The organism is Nicoliella sp. ESL1149 (assembly GCF_058107265.1).
Genome location: NZ_JBYLUE010000004.1, coordinates 296,620 through 319,650, shown reverse-complemented (window position 1 = coordinate 319,650; position 23,031 = coordinate 296,620). Strand labels below are relative to the sequence as shown.

Genomic DNA, 23,031 nt, shown 5'->3' with positions numbered 1-23,031 from the left:
CCATTCATCTCCTTAAACATCTTCATCGGTCAAATCAATATCTAAGCCTAATTCATCACGAAGGGAAGCATAACCATTATTTTCTAGTTCAGATGCTAAGCTAAAGTCACCTGTCTTAACGATTCGGCCGCCCATCATAACGTGAATAAAATCTGGTTTGATATAATTTAAGATTCGTTGGTAATGAGTAATCATTAAGGTTCCCATTTTAGATTGATCCATTGAATTAACTCCACGAGAAACAACTTGAAGGGCATCAATGTCCAATCCAGAATCAATTTCATCTAAAATTGAGAATTTTGGTTTGATCATCATCATTTGAAGAATTTCATTTCGTTTCTTTTCTCCACCTGAGAAACCTTCATTTAAATATCTTTCAACCATTGACTCACTCATATTTAAAATTTCTAGATTATGGTCTAATTCTTTTAAGAATTCACGAATAGGAACTGGATTATCTTCTCCACGTCGTGCATTTACAGCAGCTTGAATAAATTCAGCATTGGTGATTCCCTTTATTTCAGCTGGATATTGCATTGCTAAGAACAATCCAGCACGCGCTCTTTCATCGACAGTCATTTCTAAGATGCTCTTTCCATCAATGGTAATGTCACCACTTGTAACAGTATAATTTGGATTTCCCATAATCGTTTCTGATAAAGTTGATTTTCCAGTCCCGTTTGGTCCCATAATCGCATGGGTCTCACCAGTTTTAATGGTTAAGTTGACCCCTTTTAAGATCTCTTTTTCTGTTTCCATTTCTTCATCAATGAAACTAACATGTAAGTCTTTGACTTCAAGCGTTGGCATTAAATCACTTCCTCTTTCTTTATGTTATTAGTTAAAATCTGGCATTTTGGCTTCATAAGCTTTAATTTGATCCATATATCCCATCGTAATTGCAATATCATCAAGACCATTCACCAGTTTATGTTTGATCTTATCTTCAATATCAAAGTGAAAAACTTGATCGTTTACTGAAACGGTCTGTTTTATTAGATTAACGGTAATTGGTTGTTCAGCAGGAACCTTAGCGAGATATTCACGTTCATCACGGGGTAACGTAATTGCTAAAACACCATTCTTAGTACTATTCATATAGAAAATATCACTATATCCACCGGCAATAATGACTTTAAAACCATAATCCTTTAATGCCCAAACGGCATGTTCACGAGAAGATCCGCAACCAAAGTTTTCGCCGGTAACTAAAATATGAGCGTTCTGACGTTCTGGTTTATTTAAAATAAAATCAGGATTAGGATTATTAGGTCCAATGTAGCGCCAATCATACAAAAGATTCTTGCCAAATCCAGTTTTCAAAATATTTTTCAAAAATTGTTTGGGAATCAATTGATCAGTATCAATGTTGTCATTCATAAGTGGAACTGATTTTGAACTTAGGACTGTAATTTTTTCCATTTTTAAATTGCCTCCTTGCGAATATCAATAAAGTGACCATGAATGGCAGCAGCAGCAACCATTGCTGGACTTGCAAGATGAGTTCTAGACCCAACTCCTTGTCGCCCTTCGAAGTTTCTGTTAGAAGTTGATGCACAATGAACACCTGCTGGAACATGATCTGGGTTCATTCCCAAACATGCTGAACATCCAGGTTCACGCCATTCACAACCGGCATCTTTGAAAATTTTATCAATTCCCATTTTTTCAGCGGTTTCCTTAATTGTTCGTGATGCTGGAACGACCCATGCCGTCAAACCTTTTGCAATATGATGTCCCTTCAAAATATTAGCTGCAATCTTCAAATCTGAAAGTCGACCATTGGTACATGATCCAAAGAAAATCCATTTGATATCAATATCCTTAGGTGATTCTCCTGGATGTAACCCAACATAATCATATGCTTTTTGATCATCATCATTCTTGATTTCTGGCATTGTATCATCAATTCTAGTTGCCATTCCCGGATTAGTTCCCCAAGATACGTAAGGAGCTAATGAGGCAGCATCCAGGTCAATAATTTTGTCATAAGCACTTTCATCATCAGTATAGAATTTCTTCCAATACTCGATTGCTTCATCCATCTTCTTAGGAGCATATTTACGACCGCGAACATAGTCATAAGTGGTTTGATCGGATTGAACACATCCCATCTTAGCTCCCCCTTCAATGGCCATATTACAAAGAGTCATTCTTTCTTCCATACTCATGTTTCGAATGGTATCTCCGTAGAATTCAACGCCATATCCGGTTCCAAAGGATACCCCTTCGCGAGCAATAATACTCATGATAACGTCTTTAGCATAAACACCTTTAGGCAATTTACCATGAACCCGAATTCCCATATTCTTTGGTTTCGTTTGCCAAAGAGTTTGAGTGGCAAGAACGTGTTCAACTTCACTTGTTCCAATTCCAAATGCAATTGAACCAAACGCCCCATGAGTAGCGGTATGAGAATCTCCACAAACAATCAACATTCCTGGTTGAGTCAAACCAAGTTGAGGCCCAACAGCATGAATAATTCCTTGATCTGGATGACCCATGTCAGCAAGGCGAACGCCAAAATCTTTACAGTTCTTTCCCAACGTTTCAATTTGTTTCTTTGAAATCATATCTTTAATATTAAAAATATCAACAGTTGGAACATTATGGTCCATTGTGGCAAACGTCCTGTCAGTTCTACGAACGGGACGGTTGTTCTCACGCAAACCTTCAAAAGCTTGAGGAGATGTAACTTCATGGAGAAGATGTAGATCAACATATAATAATTGTTGTTCACCTTCTTTACCGGTAATTACATTTTTGTTCCAAATTTTATCAATCATTGTGAGTGCCATAATCTTTCCACCTTTACATATTTTTAATTACTTCTGCTGTAACTTCTTTAGTAGTACAATTACCACCTAAATCTTTAGTTACAATATTATTTACAACTGCTTTATTAACTGCGGCTTCAATCTGATCAGCCATATCTTTACGGTCAAATGAATTTGTTAACATCATTTTTACTGAGTTAATCATTGAAAAAGGATTCGCAATTCCTTTTCCGGCAATATCTGGAGCAGAACCATGAATTGGTTCGTATAATTTAACCGATGAATTTCCTTGGCTCATTGAAGGAATTGTTCCTAGTGAACCAGTAATTTGAGCCGCTTCATCGCTTAAAATATCTCCAAATAAGTTTTCTGTTAAAATAACATCGAATTGTCCAGGACTACTGATCAATTTCATGGATGCTGCATCAACATAACTATAGTTAAGTTCAACATCTGGATAATCTTTTGCTATTTCAGCAACTACTTGACGCCATAACTTACTAGTTGCTAGGACGTTCGACTTATCAACTAACGTTACTTTATGGTTTCTTCTCTGAGCCATTTCAAAAGCAATTTTAGAAACTCGTTCAATTTCTTCTCGTGTATATCGCATCGTATCAAATGCAAAGTCTGAATGTAATTCTCGTGGTTCACCAAAGTAAATTCCACTAGTTAATTCTCGAACAATCACAAAATTAACTGGTTCTTCATTTTTAATGGGTGAATATTTAATCATTTCTGAACTAATTTCAGTTGGTCTGATATTTGCAAATAGATTCAATGCTTTTCGAATTGCTAATAATCCTTGTTCTGGACGCTTGGGTGCATCATCCCATTTAGGTCCACCAATCGCAGATAATAAAACTGCATCGCTATTCTTACATTGGTCAATCGTTGATTGTGGTAAAGGTTCACCGCAATGATCAATTGCATATCCACCAAATGGAGCAATCTTTGTTTCATATTGAAAATCGTTTTTATCAGCAACAGCTTTTAGAACTGCTAACCCAGCTTCCATAATTTCTGGTCCAATGTAGTCACCAGTTAAAACCGTGATTTTGTTCATTAAGCTTCAACTCCCATTTGTTTCATAATTTTCTTCAAATCATCATCATCAACGATTGGTTGTTTATCTGCCACTGCTTTAAAACGTGGAAAAATCGTTTTCATATCTTCTCGATCAACTTTGTAACCAATCTTGTTCAATTCTTGCATTACGGCGTGAGAACCAGAAAGTTTACCAAGCACAATGTGAGTTGCATCCATTCCAACTGATTCAGGAGTTAGAATTTCATATGTGTTTCTGTTCTTAAGCATGCCATCTTGGTGAATTCCAGATTCATGAGAGAAAGCATTTTGACCAACGACTGCTTTATTATTTGGAATTGCCATGTTAGTAAAGTGACTGATCATATCACATGTTCTCTTTGTTTCCTTCATATTAATGTTAGTTTTAATATTGTAGTAATCTTTTCGAACCATGTAAGCTGTCGCAACTTCCTCAAGAGCAGAATTTCCAGCTCGTTCTCCAATTCCATTTACAGTTCCTTCAATTCGACGAGCACCATGTTGCACCCCGGCTAGTGCATTTGCATCTGCCATTCCCAAATCGTTATGGCAATGAACTGAAAAGATAACATCATCGAAATGCGGAATGTTTTCGCGCATGTAATCGAATAATTGACCGAATTCAACGGGATTAGTATAACCAACCGTATCGGCAATGTTGATTACCGTTGCTCCAGCATCAATTGCAGTATTGATTGCTTGGACCAAATAGTCACGTTCCGTTCTAGTTGCATCTTCTGGAGAAAATTCAACTTCGTCAAAGAATTGTTTAGCATAACTGACCCATTTATGAATAGCAGCCATGTTTTCTTCTTTCGTTTGATGCAATTTATATTCACGGTGGATTGGACTAGTTCCGATGAAAACATGAATTTGTTTGTTCTTAGCATTTTCAGTAGCCTTTACACAAGCATCGATATCAGATTTCTTAGCTCTAGCTAATCCGGTAACCCGAACATGATCCACGCTTTCAGCAACGGCTTTTACCCCTTTAAAGTCATCGGGGGAAGCAACTGGGAATCCTGCTTCAATTACATCCACACCCCATTTTTCAAGTTGTTTAGCAATTTGAATCTTTTGTTCAATTGAAAAGTTAACACCGATTGTTTGTTCACCATCACGAAGGGTTGTATCAAAAATTTGAATTTGTCTTTCTTTTGTCATTGTAATCACTCCATTTTTAAATTTAGATATAAAAAAAGTCCTTTCCTAAGTTCAACTAATTAAATAGTTAAGTTTAGGAAAGGACGTTTTAACGCGGTACCACCTTTATTCGCCAATCACTCTCATGACTGACCTCGTTGAGTACGTTATCATCACTGACAATTATACCCAGACGATCTTAAAGGTCGTCACCCCTAATTACCTCGAAAAGTAATCCACTAAAATATTTATTTTTTCTCATAAAAGTTAATACAACATTTCACCAACCTGTTGTTCTCTGAAAAAAACTTGAATGATACTGATTTAAATATCTGATGTGTTTATATCTGTTTTTTTAATATGTTATTAGCATACATTAGCTATCCTTATTCGTCAATCGTTTTTAGATAAGTTATTCTAATGTTAGCATTACATTCATATTCTAATACTTATGTATCAAGTGATCAGCACACAAATAAATCCAAAAATATTTTATAAAAAAGTTTTGATAGTAATAAACTATATCATACAAGATGCTTAAATATCTACTTTTTAAACTAATAAATTAAAAAAGAGCCATTATGATGAATGACTCTTTTCCTATTTAAATTTAATCGTATATCTTTTATCCTGCCAATCAAAGATAACTTTGACTGTAAAGATATCTTTCATTTTAAAATCAGTTGTGTGAATTTCTTTACCATTATCATCTCTAATAATGAATTTCAGCTTAGTATCATCATTTGGATGTTGCATAACCGATTCATTTGTCATATTTTTGTCTGCTGGCACCAAATCGAACGTAATCCCTGACAATTCATCGATTCCATCAAAAATAACTGCTGGTTCAATTTTTTGTTTTCTCAAACAAATTAAAAATGGAATTACTAAATCACTATTCAATCAAAACACTCCCTACTATATACTTTCTTTATTTTTATTATAATAGATTTTATCAAATTAAAAAAATATATGTTATTCATAAATAAAACAAACTGTAATTTAAATTAATCTAATGGTAACTTAAACTTTATCTTCATTGTGTTAAACTATGTTTATACAAACTTACATTGAAGGGTCGTAATAAAATGAAAAAAACTTTATTATCAATTGCAACTGCTGCTGCATTATTAGCAGCTGGAAATGGAATTGCTCACGCTGATACCCCAAACACTACTAACGATAATGCTCCTACTACTAATTCAGCTACTTCTAACTCCGCTGCACCAAGTTCTAACAGTAATAATACAGCCGCACAATCCAATAATGGAAATCAATGGACTAAGGCTGATGAAGCAAAAGATGATGCCAGTTTACTTGATGATATGTATGGAATTAATGATGATTCATCTAGTAGTAATGACGATACAGATCAACCAGTAAAGAAAACTACTAAAAAAACAACTACTAAGAAAACTACTAAAACAAATAAAAAGACAGTTAAGAAAAATACCAAGAAAACTAAGAAGACAACTAAAAAAACTACCAAGAAAACAAACAAAAAAAATTTAAAGAACAATAATACTACTAAGACAAATAAACAAACTACTAAGAACCAGAAACCTGCTACTAAGAAGACTTCAAATAAACAAAATACCGATTCTCAGAATACAAATCAAAATACGAAGAACACCAAAAGTAACTCTACTAACAAATAATTTCTAACTTTCAAACATTCCCTTTTAATTAGGAAATGTTTTTTTATTTGCTTTTTTATATTATACGCTGTATAGTATATATCATATAATATTAGTGAGGCGATAAAAATGGCAATTAAAATTAGCGCTGACTTATTAGATGGTTGTGTCCTTGGTTTATTAATTAAAGAAGACTACTACGGTTACGAGTTAACTAAACGAGTGCAAGAATCTGTTCCCGTTTCAAACTCAACGATGTATCCCGTAATGCGTCGCCTTAAAAAAGAAGAACTATTAACGACATACGATAAACCATATAAGGGGCGAAACAGGCGTTATTACCAAATTACTGACGAGGGTAAAAAAAGATGGTCAGAAATTTGCAATGATTGGCTGGATTTTAAAAATGGAATTAACGAATTATTATTAGGAAGTGAATATCATGAATGATTATATTAATGCTTTAAGTACTCATTTAACAAAGTTAAGCTATGAAGATCGCCAGGACATTATTAATTATTATCAAGAATATTTAGACGATGCTGGGATTAATAATTACGCTGATTGCGTTAAAGAATTAGGTTTACCAGAAACACTTGCCAAAAAAATAATGGCTGATGCGTCTATCAAAACTGTTAATAACTTTAAAAGTAATAAGCAACAACCTGTCTTTAAAAAGAGTCATGCTGCAACCTCTATTTGGTTAATTGTTTTGGCCATTATTGGTTCTCCCATTTGGTTTCCATTAGCCATTGGAGTTATTTTCTTAATCTTTGGAATGGGAATTGCTGCATTTGCAATTATTGTTTCAATCTTGGCTATTATTGCTGCTGGTTTTTTTGGATCAATCGTTTCTTTAGGTTGGGGAATCACACATTTATTTAGTGCTTTTCCAATTGCTTCTCTCTTTTTAGGTGGCAGTTTAATTGTTATTGGGATTTCAATCATGTTGATTCCCATTTTAATTTGTGTTTCTAAAAATTTAACCCTTGCTGTTCATCGAGCAAGTAGCTGGTTCTATAAAAAAGTTACAAAACGAAATCATGCCGAAGAAGAGAGGAATAAATAATGAAAAAGACACTATGGACAGGGTTAAGTATTTTTGTAATTGGTCTTATTTTTTTAATGATTGGACTAATTAAAAATGATTTTTCTTTCAATAATATTGAAAGAAATGTTATTCGAACTGAAAACCAACATTATGGAAATCAATATACAAAAAATTTCAAAAAAGTTAATGGAATTGTAATTAAAGCGAATGCTGCTGTTACTGTTAAGCATAATACAAATAATCGTTTTCAAATCGTTGGATCTAATGGGGTTAACAAAAATATTAACTATCAACTTCATAATGGTAAATTAATAATCACCCAATCAGGACATTTCCAAAATCATTTTCACTTTAATTTAATGAATAATGGAATCTATCACAATGCTAAAATTAAAATTTTAATCCCTAAAGATCAAAAATTAACCAGTTTCCAACAAAATAATTCATTATCAACCCTGCATATTGATGGCATAACTTTTAAGAAATCAATCCAGTTATCAAATGTCGGCGATTTCTATCTTGAAAATGTAAATGCTAATTCCTTAAATGCTAATTCTAGTGATGGTGATGGTGGAATTCACCGTTGCCGATTCATGAAACAAAGAAGCTCATTAGATACTGCTAGTGGTGACATTTATATCGTTAATAGTAACTTCAAAGCCCTCAAGGCTACTTCCAGTGACGGTGATATTGCTGCTAAAAATAATGTCGTTACTTCAGGAAAAACTTTAGTCCATTCAGACGATGGAGATATTTCATTAGGCATTAATAAATGGAACCAACTTCACTTAACGTCAGAAGATGGTGATATTGCGTTTAGACATCAAAACATCAAGAATAATTTTTATGCTTATACTTCTGATGGGGACATTAGAGGACATGTTAATCCAAATGACAATGCTAAAATCATAACAAGAACAGCTGATGGAAGTAAACACCTTAAAAAGAATTTAAGTAAAGATAATTCAAATAAGATTTACCATTTTGGATCTAGTGATGGAGACATTGTAATCATTTAATTCTACTCATGTTGGCCCTTTCTTAATATGTTAGAATTAAAAATAAAAGGAAGGTCTATTATGGAAATATTCATTACTTGGTTAGCTTTTTTGGGAGATTGGTTACTATTTGTATTCCCACTTTTTCAAGGGGTTCTAGATGTTACAGATGGTGCTGAAATGCTGACAAAAGTTAAAACCAAGAAATCATACCATCGGAAACAAATTTCAAATCTTCTTTGGATCATACCGCCATTAAAGATTATGCTAGAACGAAAGAAAATGAATCAAATTGCTAAATATGCCCTTGAAAAAAATGTTGATTGGGATTTAATTTACCGAAAAATGAACATTTCAACAGCTTGGGTATATGTATCGTTCGCTGGGCTATTAAATGGAATCGTCGTTACAGAAGAATTATTAGAAAAATATGGCTTAGGTGATAATTGGTGGGCTCTGATTATCGTTACAACCATTATTGTTACTATTGGTGTGCACATTGTAATCTACTTTACTGATCCAAAACGAAAAGATAAATTATATAACCAAATAAAAAAATAATTGACATTTTCTTAACTAACAGTTATTATTATTTACAACTTAATAAACGAACCGCATTGAGAAAGAAAAGTAATTTTGAACTTTGAAGAAAGCGAACTCCGTCAGGTGAAAGGGAGGATTTAAATTCAGAACGAAAAATCCCTTTCGAGCGATAAGATGAAACATAGTAATCTACATTGGGTACGCCCATTACAGCGTTAGCATATTATCTGTATGTGAAGTGACTAGTCTTTTTGACTAGTAATTAAGGTGGTACCGTGTGAAAGCACCCTTATTCAATTTACGAATAAGGGTGCTTTTTTATTACATTTAAGGTGGTGGTTTTCATTGGAAAGTGACATTAGTGAGATTCATATCATGTCGATACAAAATACTTATTTAAATTATTTGGAGGAAATTAATTATGCAAGAAACAGCTTTAGAAAACGATTTAAATCCCAAGCCATTGACTTGGAAAGAATATTTTACCGTCAGCTCATTACTATTTGCTCTTTTCTTTGGAGCCGGAAACCTGATTTTTCCACTTCATCTTGGACAATTAGCTGGTGCTAATTGGTTCGTTTCATCTCTCGGGTTCCTATGTACAGCAGTCGTCTTACCACTACTTTCTGTTCTAGCAGTTAGTGTTACTCGTGCTGAAGGTGTTTACGACATTGGAAAACCATTAGGACCTGTCTTCGCGGTCACATTTATGGTTTTAATTCATGCAACTATCGGTCCGTTATTTGGAACTCCCCGGACAGCTTCAGTCCCATTTGCTGTTGGAGTTCAACCATTCTTACCAGCTAAGGATGCTCAAGTTGGCTTATTAGTATTTTCGGCACTATTCTTCTTATGTGCGTACATGGTTTCATTCCGTGAATCATCAATCATGGATAAGGTTGGAAAAGTTTTAAACCCACTATTCCTATTATTACTATTCGTTGTTTTCTTATTGGCGTTCCTCAGTCCAATGGGCAATGCTGCTAAACAACCAGTTAATGCAGTTTACAAAAGTGCTGGTTTCTTAAACGGTTTTCTTCAAGGATACAATACGATGGATGCCTTGGCTGGCTTAGCATTTGGCGTAACTGTTGTTAAAGCCGTTCGTCAACTAGGCAAAACCAAACCAAGTAGTAATGCTAAAGTAACTGCACGAGCAGGTTTCCTTGCAATGGGCGTTGAAGCAGCTATCTATCTTGTTTTAATCTGGTTAGGTGCAACTAGTTTAAACCACTTCAAACTAGGAGTTGATGGTGGCGGTACCTTTGCTCAAGTCATGAACTATTATCTTGGTAGTGCTGGACAAGCTGCTCTAGCTGCATTAATCACCCTTGCTTGTTTAACAACCGCTGTTGGTCTAGTTGCTGCATTTGCTCAAGATTTTCACAAGCACTTCCCTAAATTTAGCTATAAAACATGGCTAACATTTATCTGTTTTGCTTCATTCTTTACTGCTAATTTTGGTTTGGAACAAATCATCTTATGGTCAACTCCAATGTTGATGTTCCTTTACCCATTCTCAATGGTATTAATCTTACTTTCCGTTACTTCCCCACTTTTCCATCGTGATCCGGTTGTATATGGTTCAGTTGTTGCTTTTACCGTTGTCCCTGCTTTATTAGATATGTTAGCTGCTTTCCCACCAGTTGTTAGTCAAAGTGGTGTTGCATTATCACTTGCTAAGTTCCAACACAGTTTCTTGCCATTCGCTAGTGTGGGAATGGATTGGGTAGTTCCTGCTCTTGTTGGTGCCGTTGTTGGGGTTGTTTGGCATTTAGTCAAAGTTAGAAGTACTAGTGTTGTAACTTCCGAAGATTAAAAATAAAATTAGATTCAACATAGCACCACTCATATTTGAAATAACATAAAAAAGATCATTGATTTAATATCAATGATCTTTTTTTATTTAATTAAGCTTCGTAATGATCTTCAGGAACTCGAACTAAATCTTCCTTAACTAAGTATTCAGCATTTTCAACGGTGTTCCAAGCAGCACCCTTTAAGAGGTTGTCAGAAACGACCCACATATCAAAAGCACCCTTAGTTTCAAGATCTGGACGTAAACGACCAACGAACACGTCACGCTTACCTTCCGCATTAACTGGTTGTGGATAAATTTGATGAGCTGGATCATCTTGCATTGTAACCCCAGCACCAGCAGCCATTACCTTGCGAATATCTTCTGTTGTTGCACTTTCATCAGCAACTTCAAAGTATACAGATTCACCATGAGCAATAGGAACTGGAACCCGAACACAAGTAGCATTGACCTTAATATCATCAGCATTCATGTCATTTAACATAATCTTCTTTGTTTCATGGATCATCTTCCATTCTTCATGAGTATAACCATCATCTTCAAAAACATCGATTTGAGGGAGAAGGTTAAATGCTAATGGATAGTGCTTCTTGTCGCTAGCGGTTGGTAGAATCGTAGACTTCATTGGCTTACCATCTAACTTGTCTTGAGCTTGTTGGTAAAATTCCTTCATTGCAGCCCCACCAGCACCTGAAGCAGCTTGGTAAGTTGAAACGATAATTCGCTTTAAACCAAACTTCTTGAAAACTGGTTGGAGTGGTACCAACATTTGAATCGTGGAACAGTTAGGATTAGAAACAATTCCTTTATGATGTTTTAATGATTCAGGATTTACTTCTGGAACGACCAATGGAACTTCTGGATCCATTCGGAATGCACTTGTGTTATCAACACAAACGGCTCCACGTTTTACAGCCTCTGGTAAGAACTTCTTAGAGGCAGCTCCACCAGCAGATGCTAATACTAAATCGATTCCATCAAAGGAGTCAAAAGTAGCTTCTTCAACTGTTAAATCTTCACCCTTGAACTTCATAGTTGTTCCAGCAGAACGCTTTCCTGCTAAAAGCTTCAAACTTTTTACAGGAATCGTTGATTGTTCTAATTGTTCAACCATTCTTTGACCAACGGCACCAGTTGCACCTAAAATTGCTACATTATATTCCTTCATTATTGAGGACTCCTTTAATTTCTTAATTCTTATTTATTATTGTATACTTTTTACTTTTGTTTGTAAACAATGAACATATGTTCATATCTAATAAACATAATTATAAAACATTTTCAAGACCTACGACCAATTGATTTAATTGCCCTACTTTTTGAACTGCAATCTTAACACCCTTCATGAATGATTGACGATCAAAAGAATCTTGACGAATCGTTAAAGCTTCACCTTCACCACCAAAAAGAACTTGTTCGTGTGCTACATATCCAGGAAGACGAACGGCATGAATGTGAATTCCATGATAATCACCACCACGTGATCCAGGTAAACTTTCACTTGTGTTATCAGGAGTATCTGGCTTACGAACTTGATCGATCAATTTAGCCGTATTCAATGCAGTTCCAGATGGTGCATCCTTTTTATCTTCATGATGCATTTCGATAACTTCAACATCTGGGAAGTATTCTGCGGCCTCCTTGGCAAACTTCATCAATAAAATGGCAGATAATCCGAAGTTTGGCGCAATAATTCCACCTTGATGCTTCTTTTCGGATAATGTTTGTAATTCACTTAATTGTTCATCACTCATTCCACTAGTTCCAATCACAGGTGCAATACCATGTTCAATTGCGAATTTAGTGTTCTCAAATGCTGCCGTTGGAATTGTAAAATCAATCCAAACATCAGCATCAACGTCAATATTATCTAATTGATCGAACACTTTTACATTATCATCAAGGCCGTAGGCAGCTGCTTTTTGATTTGCACTTGGTGAATAAACTCCAACTAATTGAGCATCTTCCATTGATTCAATCAACTTAACTGTCTTTTGTCCCATTGCACCATTAAATCCGGCGATTATTACTTTAGTCATTAATTGTAACCTCTTTCGTTAATGTCTTTAATAAAGCATCTTCTGGTAATTCTAAGTTAGTAGCTAACTTCTTCTTTTCATCATCGTTCAATGATGATATTGGTAAACGACAACTACCAACTTGATATCCTTGGGCATTTAAGACGGCTTTAACTGGAGATGGTGATGGATACATGAATAATGCTGCCATTCGAGGAGTTAATTCACATTGTAACTTCCCAGCTAATTTAACGTTTCCAGCATCTAATGCATCATACATTTGGCGCATTGCAGAACCATAGATATGTGAAGCAACCGAAATCACTCCGTTAGCACCAACTGTCTTAGCAAATAATGCTTGAGCATCTTCACCACTGTAAACTGCAAAATCATCAGCGGTATGTTGCACTAAATATTCCAAGTCTGCCATATCTGTACATTGTTTAACACCAGCAATCCGATCTAACTTTGATAGTTCAACAATGGTATCATTGTTCATTGTTACACCAGTTCTTCCTGGAATATTGTACATAATAATAGGAAGGGAAGTATTTTCTTCAACGGCTGTAAAATGAGCAATCATACAACGTTGATTAGGCTTATTGTAGTATGGAACAACGACTAATGCAGCACTAATTCCATCGATTTTAGCAACTTCATTATCAAAGCTAATCGTTTCTGCCGTATTGTTACTTCCAACTCCAGCAATAACTGGAACACGACCATTAACTTGTTTTGCAAAGTGACGGTATAATTCCAGTTTCTCATCATGGGTCAGTGTTGGCGTTTCACCAGTTGTTCCACCAACAACAAAGCCCTTACTTCCAGTCTCTAACATTCTTTCAATTAATGTATCTAGAGCATCATAATTAATTTGGCTACCATCTTCAGTAAATGGAGTTATGATAGCGGTCATTAAGTCAACATTTTCAAACATTAAGTTCACTCCTTATTTAGCTTGCATTCGATAATCTAAAAAGCTTGTAATTGCTTCAATTCCCTTACTGATTGAAGTTTCATCAGGGGTTAAAGTTGCTGAATGAAGTTGGGAATCATCCCCTACTCCTAACCAGAACATCGTTCCATGAATCTTAGAAAGGAGATATCCGAAATCTTCACCCGTCATCGCTGGTTCCGTTTCAATAAAGTTAACGTGTTTATTTTTCTTCATATATTCAATGAAGCGTTTCGTTAATTCAGGATCATTTTCCACTGGGAGGTATCCACCCTGATTTAATTCAACGTTAACTTTCGCATCATAACTGGCTGCAATTCCATTAGCTACTTGTTCAATCTTCTCGTCAATTCGTTCGATCATGGTTTGAGTCAATCCTCGAATTGTGCCTTCCAATCTTGCTTTCCCGGCAATCACATTTCTAATCGTTCCAGCTTCAAATTTTCCAAAGGTAATGACACCACTTTGAATTGGATCGACCATTCTTGAAATAATCGTTTGAATTTGATTAATAAATTGACTTCCAGCTACAACCATATCGTTCGCATCTTGAGGATAAGCCGCATGACCAGATTTACCAATTAAATCAACATTAACTTCGGTCGTTCCGGCAAACAATGTTCCCATTCGACATCCAATTGCACCCGCGGGTAAGTCAGGATTGTCGTGTAATCCATAAAATTCATCGGGACGCCATTCACCTTCAAAGACACCCATTTCGTAAGCTCTTTTACCACCATATTCACTTTCTTCAGCTGGTTGAAAGAAGAAAATTAAATTATCAACTGGTTGATGTTCAGCAAAATAACTTAGGACCCCTAATGCAACCGTCATATGGATATCATGTCCACAGGCATGCATTTTACCAGGATGTTTAGATTGGTATGCTAACCCAGTTTTTTCTGTGACTGGTAATGCATCAATATCTGTTCGATAACCAATTGTACGAAGCGGATTAGAACCAGCCACTTTTACTAGTATTGCCGTTGGTAACTCATCAATTTTACGAATCGTTAGATTGGTTTGTGGCATCTGCTTAATAATTTCAACTAAATACTTGCTAGTTTCAAATTCATGAAGTGCAAGTTCAGGAATCGTATGCAAATGTCTTCTAATATGAATTAAATCTTCATTAGATAATGTCATCTTATTTCAACTTTCTAAGAGCATCTTGTAAGCCAGTCTTTGACTTGGTCTTTTCATCAACATCCTTGATCTTACGAGCAGGGGTTCCGGCTACCAAAGTATATGGTGCAACATCTTCAGTAACGATGGCTCCGGCTGCCACAACTGCTCCTTTTCCTACATGAACACCTTCAATAACAACGGCATTAGCACCAATTAAAACATCATCATCAATTTGAACTGGCTTAGCTGAGGCTGGTTCAACAACTCCAGCTAACACTGCACCAGCTCCGATATGAGAATGTTTTCCAACTAAGGCACGACCACCCATAACAACTCCCATATCAATCATTGAACCTTCACCAATTTCTGCACCAATATTAATGATGGCCCCCATCATAACAACTGCATTGTCTCCAATAACAACTTGATCACGAATAACGGCACCTGGTTCAATTCGTGCATTAATGTTCTTTAAGTTCAATAAAGGAACAGCTGAATTACGACAATCATTTTCAACTTTCAAGTCTGTAATAGATTCTTTATAGGCTGATAAAACTGGTTGAATATCCGCCCAATCACCAAAAATAGTGGCACTAGTGTCAGAACCAAATACTTTTACACTATCTGGAAATCCTAACTTACTAATTGGTCCATTTAAGTAAACCTTTACTGGGGTCTTTTTCTTTGAGTTCGCAATAATATCGATAATTTTTTGTGCATCTAATTGTGTCATAATTTTTTTGCTCCTTAATTTAAATTGAGTGGTTCGTCTAAGTTAACTAAATCTTGGTAAGTTTCACGTTTCGTAACTAATTGTGATTTCCCGTTTTCAACGAAAACAATTGCTGGCTTAGGATTTAAGTTATAATTGGAAGCCATTGAATATCCATAGGCCCCCGTAGCAAACATTACTAATATATCTCCAGGATGAGTTTCAGGTAATGCTTGATCTTGAATCAATATATCACCTGATTCACAATATTTTCCAGCGATTCGAGCATTTTCAACAGTTGGTGCATTGGGATGATTTGCTACAGCTGCTTCATATTCAGCTTGATATAATGCAGGACGAATGTTATCTCCCATCCCACCATCAACACTTACATATGATTCAATTCCATCAACATCTTTTCGACTTCCAATAGTATAAAGATTATACCCTGCCGGACCAACAATTGAGCGTCCTGGTTCAATCCAAATTGCTGGCATTGTTAAATGTTTTTCATTAATTTTATTCTTAATCTTTTCAACAATTGAAGCAACAAATTCTTCAGGAGCTAATGGATGATCTTCTTTAGTATAACGAATTCCAAATCCACCACCAACATTAATGATATTAGTTTGGTAATCATACTTTTGTTTCCATTCATCAGCGATAGAAACTAACTTATCAGCAACCATGTCAAAGCCAGCAAGTTCAAAAATTTGCGAACCAATATGAGCGTGAATTCCTTGCATTGTCATCCGTGAATTTGAATTTACAATCCGAAATGCTTCTTCCGCAGCTCCTGATTCATAATCAAAACCAAACTTACTATCAACTTGACCAGTTTGAATATATTCGTGGGTATGAGCTGAAATTCCAGGAGTAATTCTTAACATTACATCGGTATTGGCATCTTGTTCTTCAAGAACTTGATTCAATAAATCAATTTCATGAAAATTATCCAACATAATCATTCCAACATGATGCTTAACTGCCATTGTTAATTCATCATACGATTTGTTATTCCCGTGGAAACTAATTCGATCTGCAGGAAAACCAGCATTCAAAGCCATGTATAATTCACCACCAGAAACAACGTCTATATGACAGCCTTCTTCTTTTACTAATTGATAAATTGCGGTGTTTGCAAAAGCCTTACTAGCATAGCAGACAGCGGATTTAACGTTCTCTTCTCTAAATACCTTTTGGAAATTCTCAATTTGAGATTTAATTTTCGTTACATCATACACTACTAATGGGGTTCCATATTTACCTGCTAACTTAACAGCATCACATCCCCCAATTACCAAGTGACCATCTGCATTAACATCGTAACTCATTCTTATTCGCTCCTTTTTTAATTGGAAAGTATAAGTACAAAAAAGGACTTCTTTGTGTGAGTGTGGAGGCACTCATTCAAAGAAGTCCAAAATTTATGTATCATAAGGATTTATTTTGGTATTCGTTCGTTTGAAAGCTCTCCACAAGTCCTTGCGACTTATGACAGTCCGTAGTCTATTAAACTACGTCCCAGCTAATTACGACCTGTAACATCGTAATGCCTCGGCAACCGCACCTTTCAATCAACTTCTTCGTTTTTACAGGAACTCGTTTGATTTACTTATCTTGGTTGCAACCTCTTTTCAATTTATAATCATCATATCGCTATAATCATTTCATGTCAACAATTACATTGAATAAAATTATCGCATATTTTTATTAGTAATTTTCTTCTATAATATGACCAATAAATATGATTTTTAAAATTAGCTTCAATGGTTGCACTTATTAAAATTCATGTTAAAATCAATTTCAATTAAGTCTTTGTGTGAATAAAACAAAATAGGACGTGGAATTTATGACAAAGGTAATTAAATTTGGTGGAAGCTCTTTAGCAAGTGGAGAACAATTTCAAAAGGTTTTAGATATCATCAAGGATGATGTGGAAAGAAAAGTTATTGTTGTCTCGGCTCCTGGAAAACGCTTCGCTAATGACACCAAAGTTACCGATTTATTGATTCAGTATGCTAATCGGGTTTTAGCACAAGAAGATTCAACGAATGTATCTAATGAAATCCAATCTCGTTACCAAAACATTGGTGAATATTTCAATTTGAATATTCAAGATATGCAATCAATTTATGATCAGATCAATTCTTTAAAAGATCAAAAATATCCAAATAATGAATATTTAATGGCTGATTTTAAGGCCCATGGTGAAATGTTGAATGCTCAGTTATTAGCTAAAGTGATGAAACATCTTAATTATCCTGCTAGATTTATTGATCCTAAAAAAGTGGGAATCGTTCTATCAGGAGAACCTAATGATGCGACCGTTTCAGAAGAAACCTATGATAATTTAGCACAACTAGATTATGAACCAAACGAATACCTTGTTTTTCCTGGTTTCTTTGGTCGAACAAAAGATGGTCATACTGCCACTTTTGCACGAGGGGGTTCTGATATTACAGGATCTATTGTTGCCCGCGGATTAAAGATTCCAACATACGAAAACTTTACTGATGTGGATTCTATTTACACCGCTAATCCAAACATTATTGAAAACCCAGAACCAATTAAAGAGATGTCTTATCGTGAAATGCGAGAACTATCATATGCTGGTTTCTCAGTTTTCAATGATGAAGCAATTATTCCTGCCATTCAAGGAAACGTTACTATTAACGTTAAAAACACGAATCATCCTGCTGCAAAGGGAACGTTGATTGTTCCAACAGAAGGATATAAACCTGCTCACCCAATTACTGGAATTTCAGGGTCTAATGATTTTGTTGCCCTATACCTCCATAAATATCTTTTAAATAAGGAAGTTGGGTTTACAGTTAAAATCTTAGAAATTATTGCTAAACACGGCGTTTCGTATGAACATATGCCATCAGGAATCGATGATTTAACTATTATATTTAATTCGAAAAATATTTCTGCTGATAAAATGAAAATGATTCAATCCGAAATTGAAGAGGTATTGCATCCGGATAGTATTTCATGGATCATGGATTATTCAATTTTAATGGTAGTTGGTGAGGGGCTCTATCATGAACAAGGTGCTACAGCAAAAACAATCAATGCACTAAATGATGAAAAGATTAGTATTAAAATGCTTAATCAGGGTGCTTCACAAACTTCACTTATGATTGGGACCAAAATGAAGGATTCTAATAGGGCAATTAAGGCAATTTACAATACATTTTTTAATTAGGAGGTTCAAAATGCAATTATTAAAAGTTCATGGTTCAGAAAATCAATTTTTTATTTTAGATCAAACTGAACTTTCCAACCCATTAAATGAAAATGAATTACAGACTTTAGCACAAACCATTTCAAATCCTAAAACAAGTGTTTTAAATGGTGCAGATGGATTATTAGTCGTAAACAAGGCTAATGATGACAATGCTTTAGGTCAAATGCGCGTATTTAATGCAGATGGTAGTGAAGCGTCCATGTGTGGGAATGGTTTAAGAACCGTTGCCAGATATTTAAGTGAAAAGTACGACCAAACCGATTTTTACGTTGAAACTAAACAAAAAGCTCTTCACGTTAAGAAGACGAATGATTTTGCTCCTAATGTTCCTGCATTCAGTGTTGAAATTGCACCTATTCACTTTGATGCAAAAGCATTCCCATTCCAAGATTTACTCTATCACAAAATCATTAATCGCCAATTACCCCCTATTAATGATCATTTAAAATTCACAGCAATTGCTGTTCCTAATCCACATTTAATTAGTTTCGTTGATAATGATACTGATTTAAATCAAACTTTAGGAAAAATTGGTAAAACTTTAAACGGTAAGAATCCTTACTTTCCAGATGGAGTTAACGTTAATTTTGCAAAAATCATGGGGCCTAACCAATTATTCGTTCATACCTACGAACGTGGAGTTGGCTTTACAAATGCATGTGGGACTGGAATGTCAGCTACTTCATTAGCATTTGCAATCAACTATCCAAAAGATGTTGACCTTTCAAAACCAGTCCTAGTTAAAAATCCTGGAGGCATGGTAAAAGTTGATGTTAGTGAACATCAAGATCAATATAATCTTGCCTTAATCGGGAATGCCACTTTTACTAATAAAGTCGAAATTAGTGAAAATGATTTAAAGAATAATGAAATTAATGAAAACACCACGACTGTCACTCCAACTGGTGAAGAAAATAGTTATCAAGAATTTGTTAAAAGCTTATAATCAAAAATAAATTATAAATAATAAAAAAGAATTGGCATTTAAACCAATTCTTTTTATTTTAAAAATTTTACCATTGCACGATTAAAGGCCTCTGGTTGTTCTGCCATCACTAAATGACCACTTTCAGGGACAACTTCAATTGTAATCTTGGACGATAATTCTTTAACCTGTTGAACATAATCTGAATTAAAAAGTGGTGAATCTTTACCAGACACTAGTAAGAGCGGACATGTTAACGATGCTAAGACGTCTCGCCAATCCTGTTCTGCATGATCTATTAATAATGGAAGGTTCAATTGTTCATCATATGGATGTAGTTCTTTTGCAGCCGATACTTTTTCAAAAATTGATTGAACAATTCCATTTTTAGTGGTTTTACCTAATGGCTTTTCCAATTCATCAATAAAGTTTGACCACTTTAATTTTTTATACCCATAGTGCCAATTTTGATCATTTATCATCTTAGGTGATTGGTCAACTGAAATAATTCCTGAAATATCTCTATCCCCAAACAAAGAAACGTAAGCGTAGCAAGTTGCCCCACCCATAGAATTTCCCATTAAATAAGGTTGTTTTAAATGTAGAGCATTGACTAATTCAAAAACATCCATAGCATGTTTAGACATCCGACGACCTTTAACTGTATGCTCAGCTGCTCCTTGATTACGGGCATCAACGTTGATGACTCGAAATCCAAGTTTAACTAGTTCGTCAATTTGAGGTTGCCAAATAACTCTTGTCCCACCAATACCAGATAAAATGACAATGCTTTTTTCTGCAGCAGAATTAATATCATCATAAGCTAATCTAACCCCATCATTAGTAATAAAATTCATTTTTTATCCCCGCTTTAATTTAGTGTAAATAAAAAGAGTGCTCTTGCACTCATTATTTTGCATTTTTTTCTTCTTTATTCGTTCTACGATTCCAAGGTTTCTTCCACCAGTCATGAATTAACACAACTTCCACGATTACCAAAATGGCAGTACTAGCAAAATAACCAATTCCAATTACATCTACGCCCACCATATTTTTAGGCTTTGGGTTATAGTATTGGGCAACATAAGTTGTTCCCACAATAATAAATGGAATAATAATAGCAATAATTGCTTCTAATTTTCTTTTTAACAATGGTCGAGTTGCTCCTTTGATTGGAAATTAATTTTATAAATTAATTGTTTTCGTATAGGTATTCCCTTTTTTAACAAATCCTAACGATTCATAGAAATCTTCATCTTCGGGTAATGGGTTTAAAATCACTGCCGGTTTTGGATCAACAATTCGTGAAATTACGCCAAAGGCACGATAAGCAGTTTGAGCTCGATACTTTGGATTCCGATTATTTGAAAAATCCAAAACTAATCCTGCGTCCAAATTAATAATTGTTGCACTCACTAAGACTTTAGAATCATTTTCACCCCAAATATAGTAGTTACTTCTTCTATCAATGGGTTGCAATAATTCTTCATCTTGAGCCGTTAATTCTTTAGTTGGTTTTACTTGCCACTTAATCATGTTCTCACACCTTTACTGATTCCACTATACTAAAAGTCACGTCATGAAACAATAGTTTTTAGCAAAGTTTAACCAATTTCTACTGCTCTTTGATGCCTGAATTTAGCATTAAATATTTTCTCAAAATGAGTATTTGTAACCCAGTAAACTTTATTGGAAGCCGTTTGATTCATGTAAGGATCTGCAATCAATAATGATCCTGGACGATATCCAACAATAACCGGAACATGATATGAACTAGTATTCTTCATTCGGGAAGCCCCAACAAAAATAACTGGATGCCCATGTTTTAATTGTTGAACGATTTGTTTTAAACTGTCCTTACTAATATTTTTGGCATGGAATCCCAAATTACGTGCATACCTAGCTAATGGTTTAGGATAAATCGTTCCAACATTCGTTTTAGGACTAACGTGATAAGGGCTACCTGTGAAACCCTGATTAGGATTGCTTTTTGATTTAGGCATTCGATTAATTACCTGTAATAAACTTAGGTGAAAGTTTGGCTTACTCACACTTAAGGCCATTTTTAAGCTTGCTGCTTCACAAGCGTCATCAGCATTCAATGGATACAATTGACTAGTGTAGGTAAACGGTAGAATATGTGTCGCTCTTTTTTGTTGAAATTGAATATTTATTTCTATTAATAAAGTAATAATCAGGATGCCACTAATGAGCAATCGTTTTCCCAACCCCATTTAAAACCTCCTATATAAAAAGAGCGAGCCACGAATGGTTCGCTTTTGATTTATTTTTCATTGGTTTTTTCATTAACTGTTAATGGTTTTAAAATTGTATTTAGTTCTTTAAAATTCTTGAACCGATCACCAATTAAAACCCCATCTAAATTAAGTTTCTTTGCTAGTTCAACTTCCTTAGGCTCAACATGACCACCAAGAACCAATCTATACTTTAAGTTCTTGTATTGACTTAGCAATTTCTTTAATTCCTTAAACACAGTAGCAGCTTCTTCATCAGAATATAACCGTTTCCCACGTAATGTTGATTCAATTGATTCCCAGGAAACAATAATTTCTTTATTATCCAAATTAGTTCCGCAGACAATTTTTTCAAATTCGTTCTTAATCCCCATTTTATCTTGTCTAGAGCCCATACAAATAATTGGGATAATGTTATTATCCAAAGCATTAACTAAACGAGCATGAATAATATCATATTGTTCGTGAAGTTGGATCCGACGTTCCAAATGACCTACGAATGCATATTTAATTCCTAAATAATGTAGTTCATCGGCAGAAACTTCACCAACCGTTCTCTTAGAAATCGTAATGTCTTGACTAGCTTCTTCAAAATTTCTAAAGAAGTTAGGTTCCAACATCGTTGGTGAAATAATCAGATCTGGTTGAAAATCATGTTTTTGAATATCATTCATTGCGTCCAATTGAGTCTGAATTGGCATTTTAGTTTTAAAGTTCATAATACATAACATATTAGTCTCTCCTTATAT

Annotated in this window: 25 protein-coding genes, 1 riboswitch and 1 other annotated feature; of the genes, 8 read left to right on the top strand and 17 right to left on the bottom strand. The window is 34.9% G+C overall.

Going from position 1 to position 23,031, the window contains the following annotated elements; all coding sequences use genetic code 11:
- Positions 1-12 precede the first annotated feature (12 nt).
- The 6 genes from sufC to AC3B6G_RS07435 form a co-directional block, all read right to left on the bottom strand.
- On the bottom strand, positions 13-810 hold the full coding sequence (gene sufC, locus AC3B6G_RS07460; protein WP_489849786.1) for a Fe-S cluster assembly ATPase SufC: 798 nt from the start codon (positions 808-810) through the stop codon (positions 13-15).
- 27 nt (positions 811-837) lie between these two features.
- Positions 838-1,422, bottom strand: coding sequence for a 3-isopropylmalate dehydratase small subunit (leuD, locus tag AC3B6G_RS07455; RefSeq protein ID WP_489849785.1), 585 nt, complete (start codon positions 1,420-1,422; stop codon positions 838-840).
- A 2-nt stretch (positions 1,423-1,424) separates the two neighbouring features.
- Positions 1,425-2,798, bottom strand: coding sequence for a 3-isopropylmalate dehydratase large subunit (leuC, locus tag AC3B6G_RS07450; protein WP_489849784.1), 1,374 nt, complete (start codon positions 2,796-2,798; stop codon positions 1,425-1,427).
- Positions 2,799-2,811: 13 nt separating this feature from the next.
- Positions 2,812-3,843, bottom strand: a complete 1,032-nt coding sequence (gene leuB, locus AC3B6G_RS07445) for a 3-isopropylmalate dehydrogenase (protein ID WP_489849783.1) — start codon at positions 3,841-3,843, stop codon at positions 2,812-2,814.
- Complete coding sequence (locus tag AC3B6G_RS07440) at positions 3,843-5,009, bottom strand: 2-isopropylmalate synthase (RefSeq protein WP_489849782.1); 1,167 nt, start codon at positions 5,007-5,009, stop codon at positions 3,843-3,845. Before AC3B6G_RS07440 ends, leuB begins: the two co-directional genes overlap by 1 nt.
- A gap of 579 nt (positions 5,010-5,588) precedes the next feature.
- A complete protein-coding gene (locus tag AC3B6G_RS07435) occupies positions 5,589-5,891 on the bottom strand; it encodes a hypothetical protein (protein WP_489849781.1) in 303 nt (100 codons plus the stop codon).
- 185 nt (positions 5,892-6,076) lie between these two features.
- Between AC3B6G_RS07435 and AC3B6G_RS07430 the strand changes: the two genes are divergently transcribed.
- The 6 genes from AC3B6G_RS07430 (at position 6,077) to brnQ (ending at position 11,036) form a co-directional block, all read left to right on the top strand.
- The gene (locus AC3B6G_RS07430) at positions 6,077-6,646 is read left to right on the top strand and encodes a hypothetical protein (protein ID WP_489849780.1); all 570 of its coding nucleotides are present in this window, start codon (positions 6,077-6,079) and stop codon (positions 6,644-6,646) included.
- A gap of 108 nt (positions 6,647-6,754) precedes the next feature.
- The gene (locus AC3B6G_RS07425) at positions 6,755-7,075 is read left to right on the top strand and encodes a PadR family transcriptional regulator (protein WP_489849779.1); all 321 of its coding nucleotides are present in this window, start codon (positions 6,755-6,757) and stop codon (positions 7,073-7,075) included.
- Positions 7,068-7,694 carry a DUF1700 domain-containing protein gene (locus AC3B6G_RS07420; protein WP_489849778.1) on the top strand — a complete coding sequence of 209 codons (627 nt, stop codon included), beginning with the start codon at positions 7,068-7,070 and terminating at the stop codon, positions 7,692-7,694. Before AC3B6G_RS07425 ends, AC3B6G_RS07420 begins: the two co-directional genes overlap by 8 nt.
- A complete protein-coding gene (locus AC3B6G_RS07415; protein WP_489849777.1) occupies positions 7,694-8,695 on the top strand; it encodes a DUF4097 family beta strand repeat-containing protein in 1,002 nt (333 codons plus the stop codon). The genes AC3B6G_RS07420 and AC3B6G_RS07415 overlap by 1 nt, the downstream gene beginning before the upstream one ends.
- A gap of 60 nt (positions 8,696-8,755) precedes the next feature.
- Positions 8,756-9,235, top strand: coding sequence for a hypothetical protein (locus AC3B6G_RS07410; RefSeq protein ID WP_489849776.1), 480 nt, complete (start codon positions 8,756-8,758; stop codon positions 9,233-9,235).
- 47 nt (positions 9,236-9,282) lie between these two features.
- Positions 9,283-9,511 (top strand) — a binding site (T-box leader).
- A gap of 127 nt (positions 9,512-9,638) precedes the next feature.
- Positions 9,639-11,036, top strand: coding sequence for a branched-chain amino acid transport system II carrier protein (gene brnQ / locus AC3B6G_RS07405; protein WP_489849775.1), 1,398 nt, complete (start codon positions 9,639-9,641; stop codon positions 11,034-11,036).
- 91 nt (positions 11,037-11,127) lie between these two features.
- On the opposite strand, the gene AC3B6G_RS07400 is transcribed toward brnQ, so the two are convergent.
- From AC3B6G_RS07400 to lysA, 6 genes are all read right to left on the bottom strand, one after another.
- On the bottom strand, positions 11,128-12,207 hold the full coding sequence (locus AC3B6G_RS07400; RefSeq protein WP_489849955.1) for an aspartate-semialdehyde dehydrogenase: 1,080 nt from the start codon (positions 12,205-12,207) through the stop codon (positions 11,128-11,130).
- 97 nt (positions 12,208-12,304) lie between these two features.
- On the bottom strand, positions 12,305-13,075 hold the full coding sequence (gene dapB, locus AC3B6G_RS07395; protein ID WP_489849774.1) for a 4-hydroxy-tetrahydrodipicolinate reductase: 771 nt from the start codon (positions 13,073-13,075) through the stop codon (positions 12,305-12,307).
- Positions 13,068-13,991, bottom strand: a complete 924-nt coding sequence (dapA, locus tag AC3B6G_RS07390; protein ID WP_489849773.1) for a 4-hydroxy-tetrahydrodipicolinate synthase — start codon at positions 13,989-13,991, stop codon at positions 13,068-13,070. The genes dapB and dapA overlap by 8 nt, the downstream gene beginning before the upstream one ends.
- A gap of 12 nt (positions 13,992-14,003) precedes the next feature.
- Entirely contained in the window at positions 14,004-15,155 is a 1,152-nt protein-coding gene (locus tag AC3B6G_RS07385) for an N-acetyldiaminopimelate deacetylase (protein WP_489849772.1), read from the bottom strand.
- A 1-nt stretch (position 15,156) separates the two neighbouring features.
- Positions 15,157-15,870: a 2,3,4,5-tetrahydropyridine-2,6-dicarboxylate N-acetyltransferase gene (gene dapD, locus AC3B6G_RS07380; RefSeq protein WP_489849771.1), complete on the bottom strand. Its 714-nt coding sequence runs from the start codon at positions 15,868-15,870 to the stop codon at positions 15,157-15,159.
- A gap of 14 nt (positions 15,871-15,884) precedes the next feature.
- A complete protein-coding gene (gene lysA, locus AC3B6G_RS07375) occupies positions 15,885-17,183 on the bottom strand; it encodes a diaminopimelate decarboxylase (protein WP_489849770.1) in 1,299 nt (432 codons plus the stop codon).
- A gap of 126 nt (positions 17,184-17,309) precedes the next feature.
- Positions 17,310-17,493, bottom strand: a riboswitch (Lysine riboswitch).
- A 208-nt stretch (positions 17,494-17,701) separates the two neighbouring features.
- Between lysA and AC3B6G_RS07370 the strand changes: the two genes are divergently transcribed.
- Positions 17,702-19,060, top strand: a complete 1,359-nt coding sequence (locus AC3B6G_RS07370; protein ID WP_489849769.1) for an aspartate kinase — start codon at positions 17,702-17,704, stop codon at positions 19,058-19,060.
- A 10-nt stretch (positions 19,061-19,070) separates the two neighbouring features.
- Positions 19,071-20,048 (top strand): diaminopimelate epimerase, encoded by a 978-nt coding sequence (dapF, locus tag AC3B6G_RS07365; protein ID WP_489849768.1) that lies wholly within the window; start codon positions 19,071-19,073, stop codon positions 20,046-20,048.
- Positions 20,049-20,101: 53 nt separating this feature from the next.
- Here the strand turns inward: dapF and AC3B6G_RS07360 are convergent, their stop codons facing one another.
- From AC3B6G_RS07360 to AC3B6G_RS07340, 5 genes are all read right to left on the bottom strand, one after another.
- Positions 20,102-20,884: an alpha/beta fold hydrolase gene (locus AC3B6G_RS07360; protein ID WP_489849767.1), complete on the bottom strand. Its 783-nt coding sequence runs from the start codon at positions 20,882-20,884 to the stop codon at positions 20,102-20,104.
- A gap of 52 nt (positions 20,885-20,936) precedes the next feature.
- Positions 20,937-21,179, bottom strand: coding sequence for a hypothetical protein (locus tag AC3B6G_RS07355; protein ID WP_489849766.1), 243 nt, complete (start codon positions 21,177-21,179; stop codon positions 20,937-20,939).
- A 33-nt stretch (positions 21,180-21,212) separates the two neighbouring features.
- Positions 21,213-21,563, bottom strand: coding sequence for a hypothetical protein (locus tag AC3B6G_RS07350; RefSeq protein WP_489849765.1), 351 nt, complete (start codon positions 21,561-21,563; stop codon positions 21,213-21,215).
- Between the two features lie 68 nt (positions 21,564-21,631).
- A complete protein-coding gene (locus AC3B6G_RS07345) occupies positions 21,632-22,261 on the bottom strand; it encodes a C39 family peptidase (RefSeq protein ID WP_489849764.1) in 630 nt (209 codons plus the stop codon).
- Between the two features lie 50 nt (positions 22,262-22,311).
- Positions 22,312-23,013 carry a triose-phosphate isomerase gene (locus AC3B6G_RS07340; protein ID WP_489849763.1) on the bottom strand — a complete coding sequence of 234 codons (702 nt, stop codon included), beginning with the start codon at positions 23,011-23,013 and terminating at the stop codon, positions 22,312-22,314.
- Between the last annotated feature and the right edge of the window lie 18 nt (positions 23,014-23,031).

Coding starts and splice junctions, on each gene's coding strand:
- AC3B6G_RS07410 (WP_489849776.1), top strand. CDS start 8,756: ATGGAAATATTCATTACTTGGTTAGCTTTTTTGGGAGATTGGTTACTA.
- AC3B6G_RS07440 (WP_489849782.1), bottom strand. CDS start 5,009: ATGACAAAAGAAAGACAAATTCAAATTTTTGATACAACCCTTCGTGAT.
- dapA (WP_489849773.1), bottom strand. CDS start 13,991: ATGTTTGAAAATGTTGACTTAATGACCGCTATCATAACTCCATTTACT.
- AC3B6G_RS07360 (WP_489849767.1), bottom strand. CDS start 20,884: ATGAATTTTATTACTAATGATGGGGTTAGATTAGCTTATGATGATATT.
- lysA (WP_489849770.1), bottom strand. CDS start 17,183: ATGAGTTACGATGTTAATGCAGATGGTCACTTGGTAATTGGGGGATGT.
- leuB (WP_489849783.1), bottom strand. CDS start 3,843: ATGAACAAAATCACGGTTTTAACTGGTGACTACATTGGACCAGAAATT.
- brnQ (WP_489849775.1), top strand. CDS start 9,639: ATGCAAGAAACAGCTTTAGAAAACGATTTAAATCCCAAGCCATTGACT.
- AC3B6G_RS07350 (WP_489849765.1), bottom strand. CDS start 21,563: ATGATTAAGTGGCAAGTAAAACCAACTAAAGAATTAACGGCTCAAGAT.
- AC3B6G_RS07430 (WP_489849780.1), top strand. CDS start 6,077: ATGAAAAAAACTTTATTATCAATTGCAACTGCTGCTGCATTATTAGCA.
- AC3B6G_RS07340 (WP_489849763.1), bottom strand. CDS start 23,013: ATGTTATGTATTATGAACTTTAAAACTAAAATGCCAATTCAGACTCAA.
- AC3B6G_RS07420 (WP_489849778.1), top strand. CDS start 7,068: ATGAATGATTATATTAATGCTTTAAGTACTCATTTAACAAAGTTAAGC.
- sufC (WP_489849786.1), bottom strand. CDS start 810: ATGCCAACGCTTGAAGTCAAAGACTTACATGTTAGTTTCATTGATGAA.
- AC3B6G_RS07370 (WP_489849769.1), top strand. CDS start 17,702: ATGACAAAGGTAATTAAATTTGGTGGAAGCTCTTTAGCAAGTGGAGAA.
- AC3B6G_RS07345 (WP_489849764.1), bottom strand. CDS start 22,261: ATGGGGTTGGGAAAACGATTGCTCATTAGTGGCATCCTGATTATTACT.
- dapF (WP_489849768.1), top strand. CDS start 19,071: ATGCAATTATTAAAAGTTCATGGTTCAGAAAATCAATTTTTTATTTTA.
- leuD (WP_489849785.1), bottom strand. CDS start 1,422: ATGGAAAAAATTACAGTCCTAAGTTCAAAATCAGTTCCACTTATGAAT.
- AC3B6G_RS07425 (WP_489849779.1), top strand. CDS start 6,755: ATGGCAATTAAAATTAGCGCTGACTTATTAGATGGTTGTGTCCTTGGT.
- AC3B6G_RS07385 (WP_489849772.1), bottom strand. CDS start 15,155: ATGACATTATCTAATGAAGATTTAATTCATATTAGAAGACATTTGCAT.
- leuC (WP_489849784.1), bottom strand. CDS start 2,798: ATGGCACTCACAATGATTGATAAAATTTGGAACAAAAATGTAATTACC.
- AC3B6G_RS07415 (WP_489849777.1), top strand. CDS start 7,694: ATGAAAAAGACACTATGGACAGGGTTAAGTATTTTTGTAATTGGTCTT.
- dapB (WP_489849774.1), bottom strand. CDS start 13,075: ATGACTAAAGTAATAATCGCCGGATTTAATGGTGCAATGGGACAAAAG.
- dapD (WP_489849771.1), bottom strand. CDS start 15,870: ATGACACAATTAGATGCACAAAAAATTATCGATATTATTGCGAACTCA.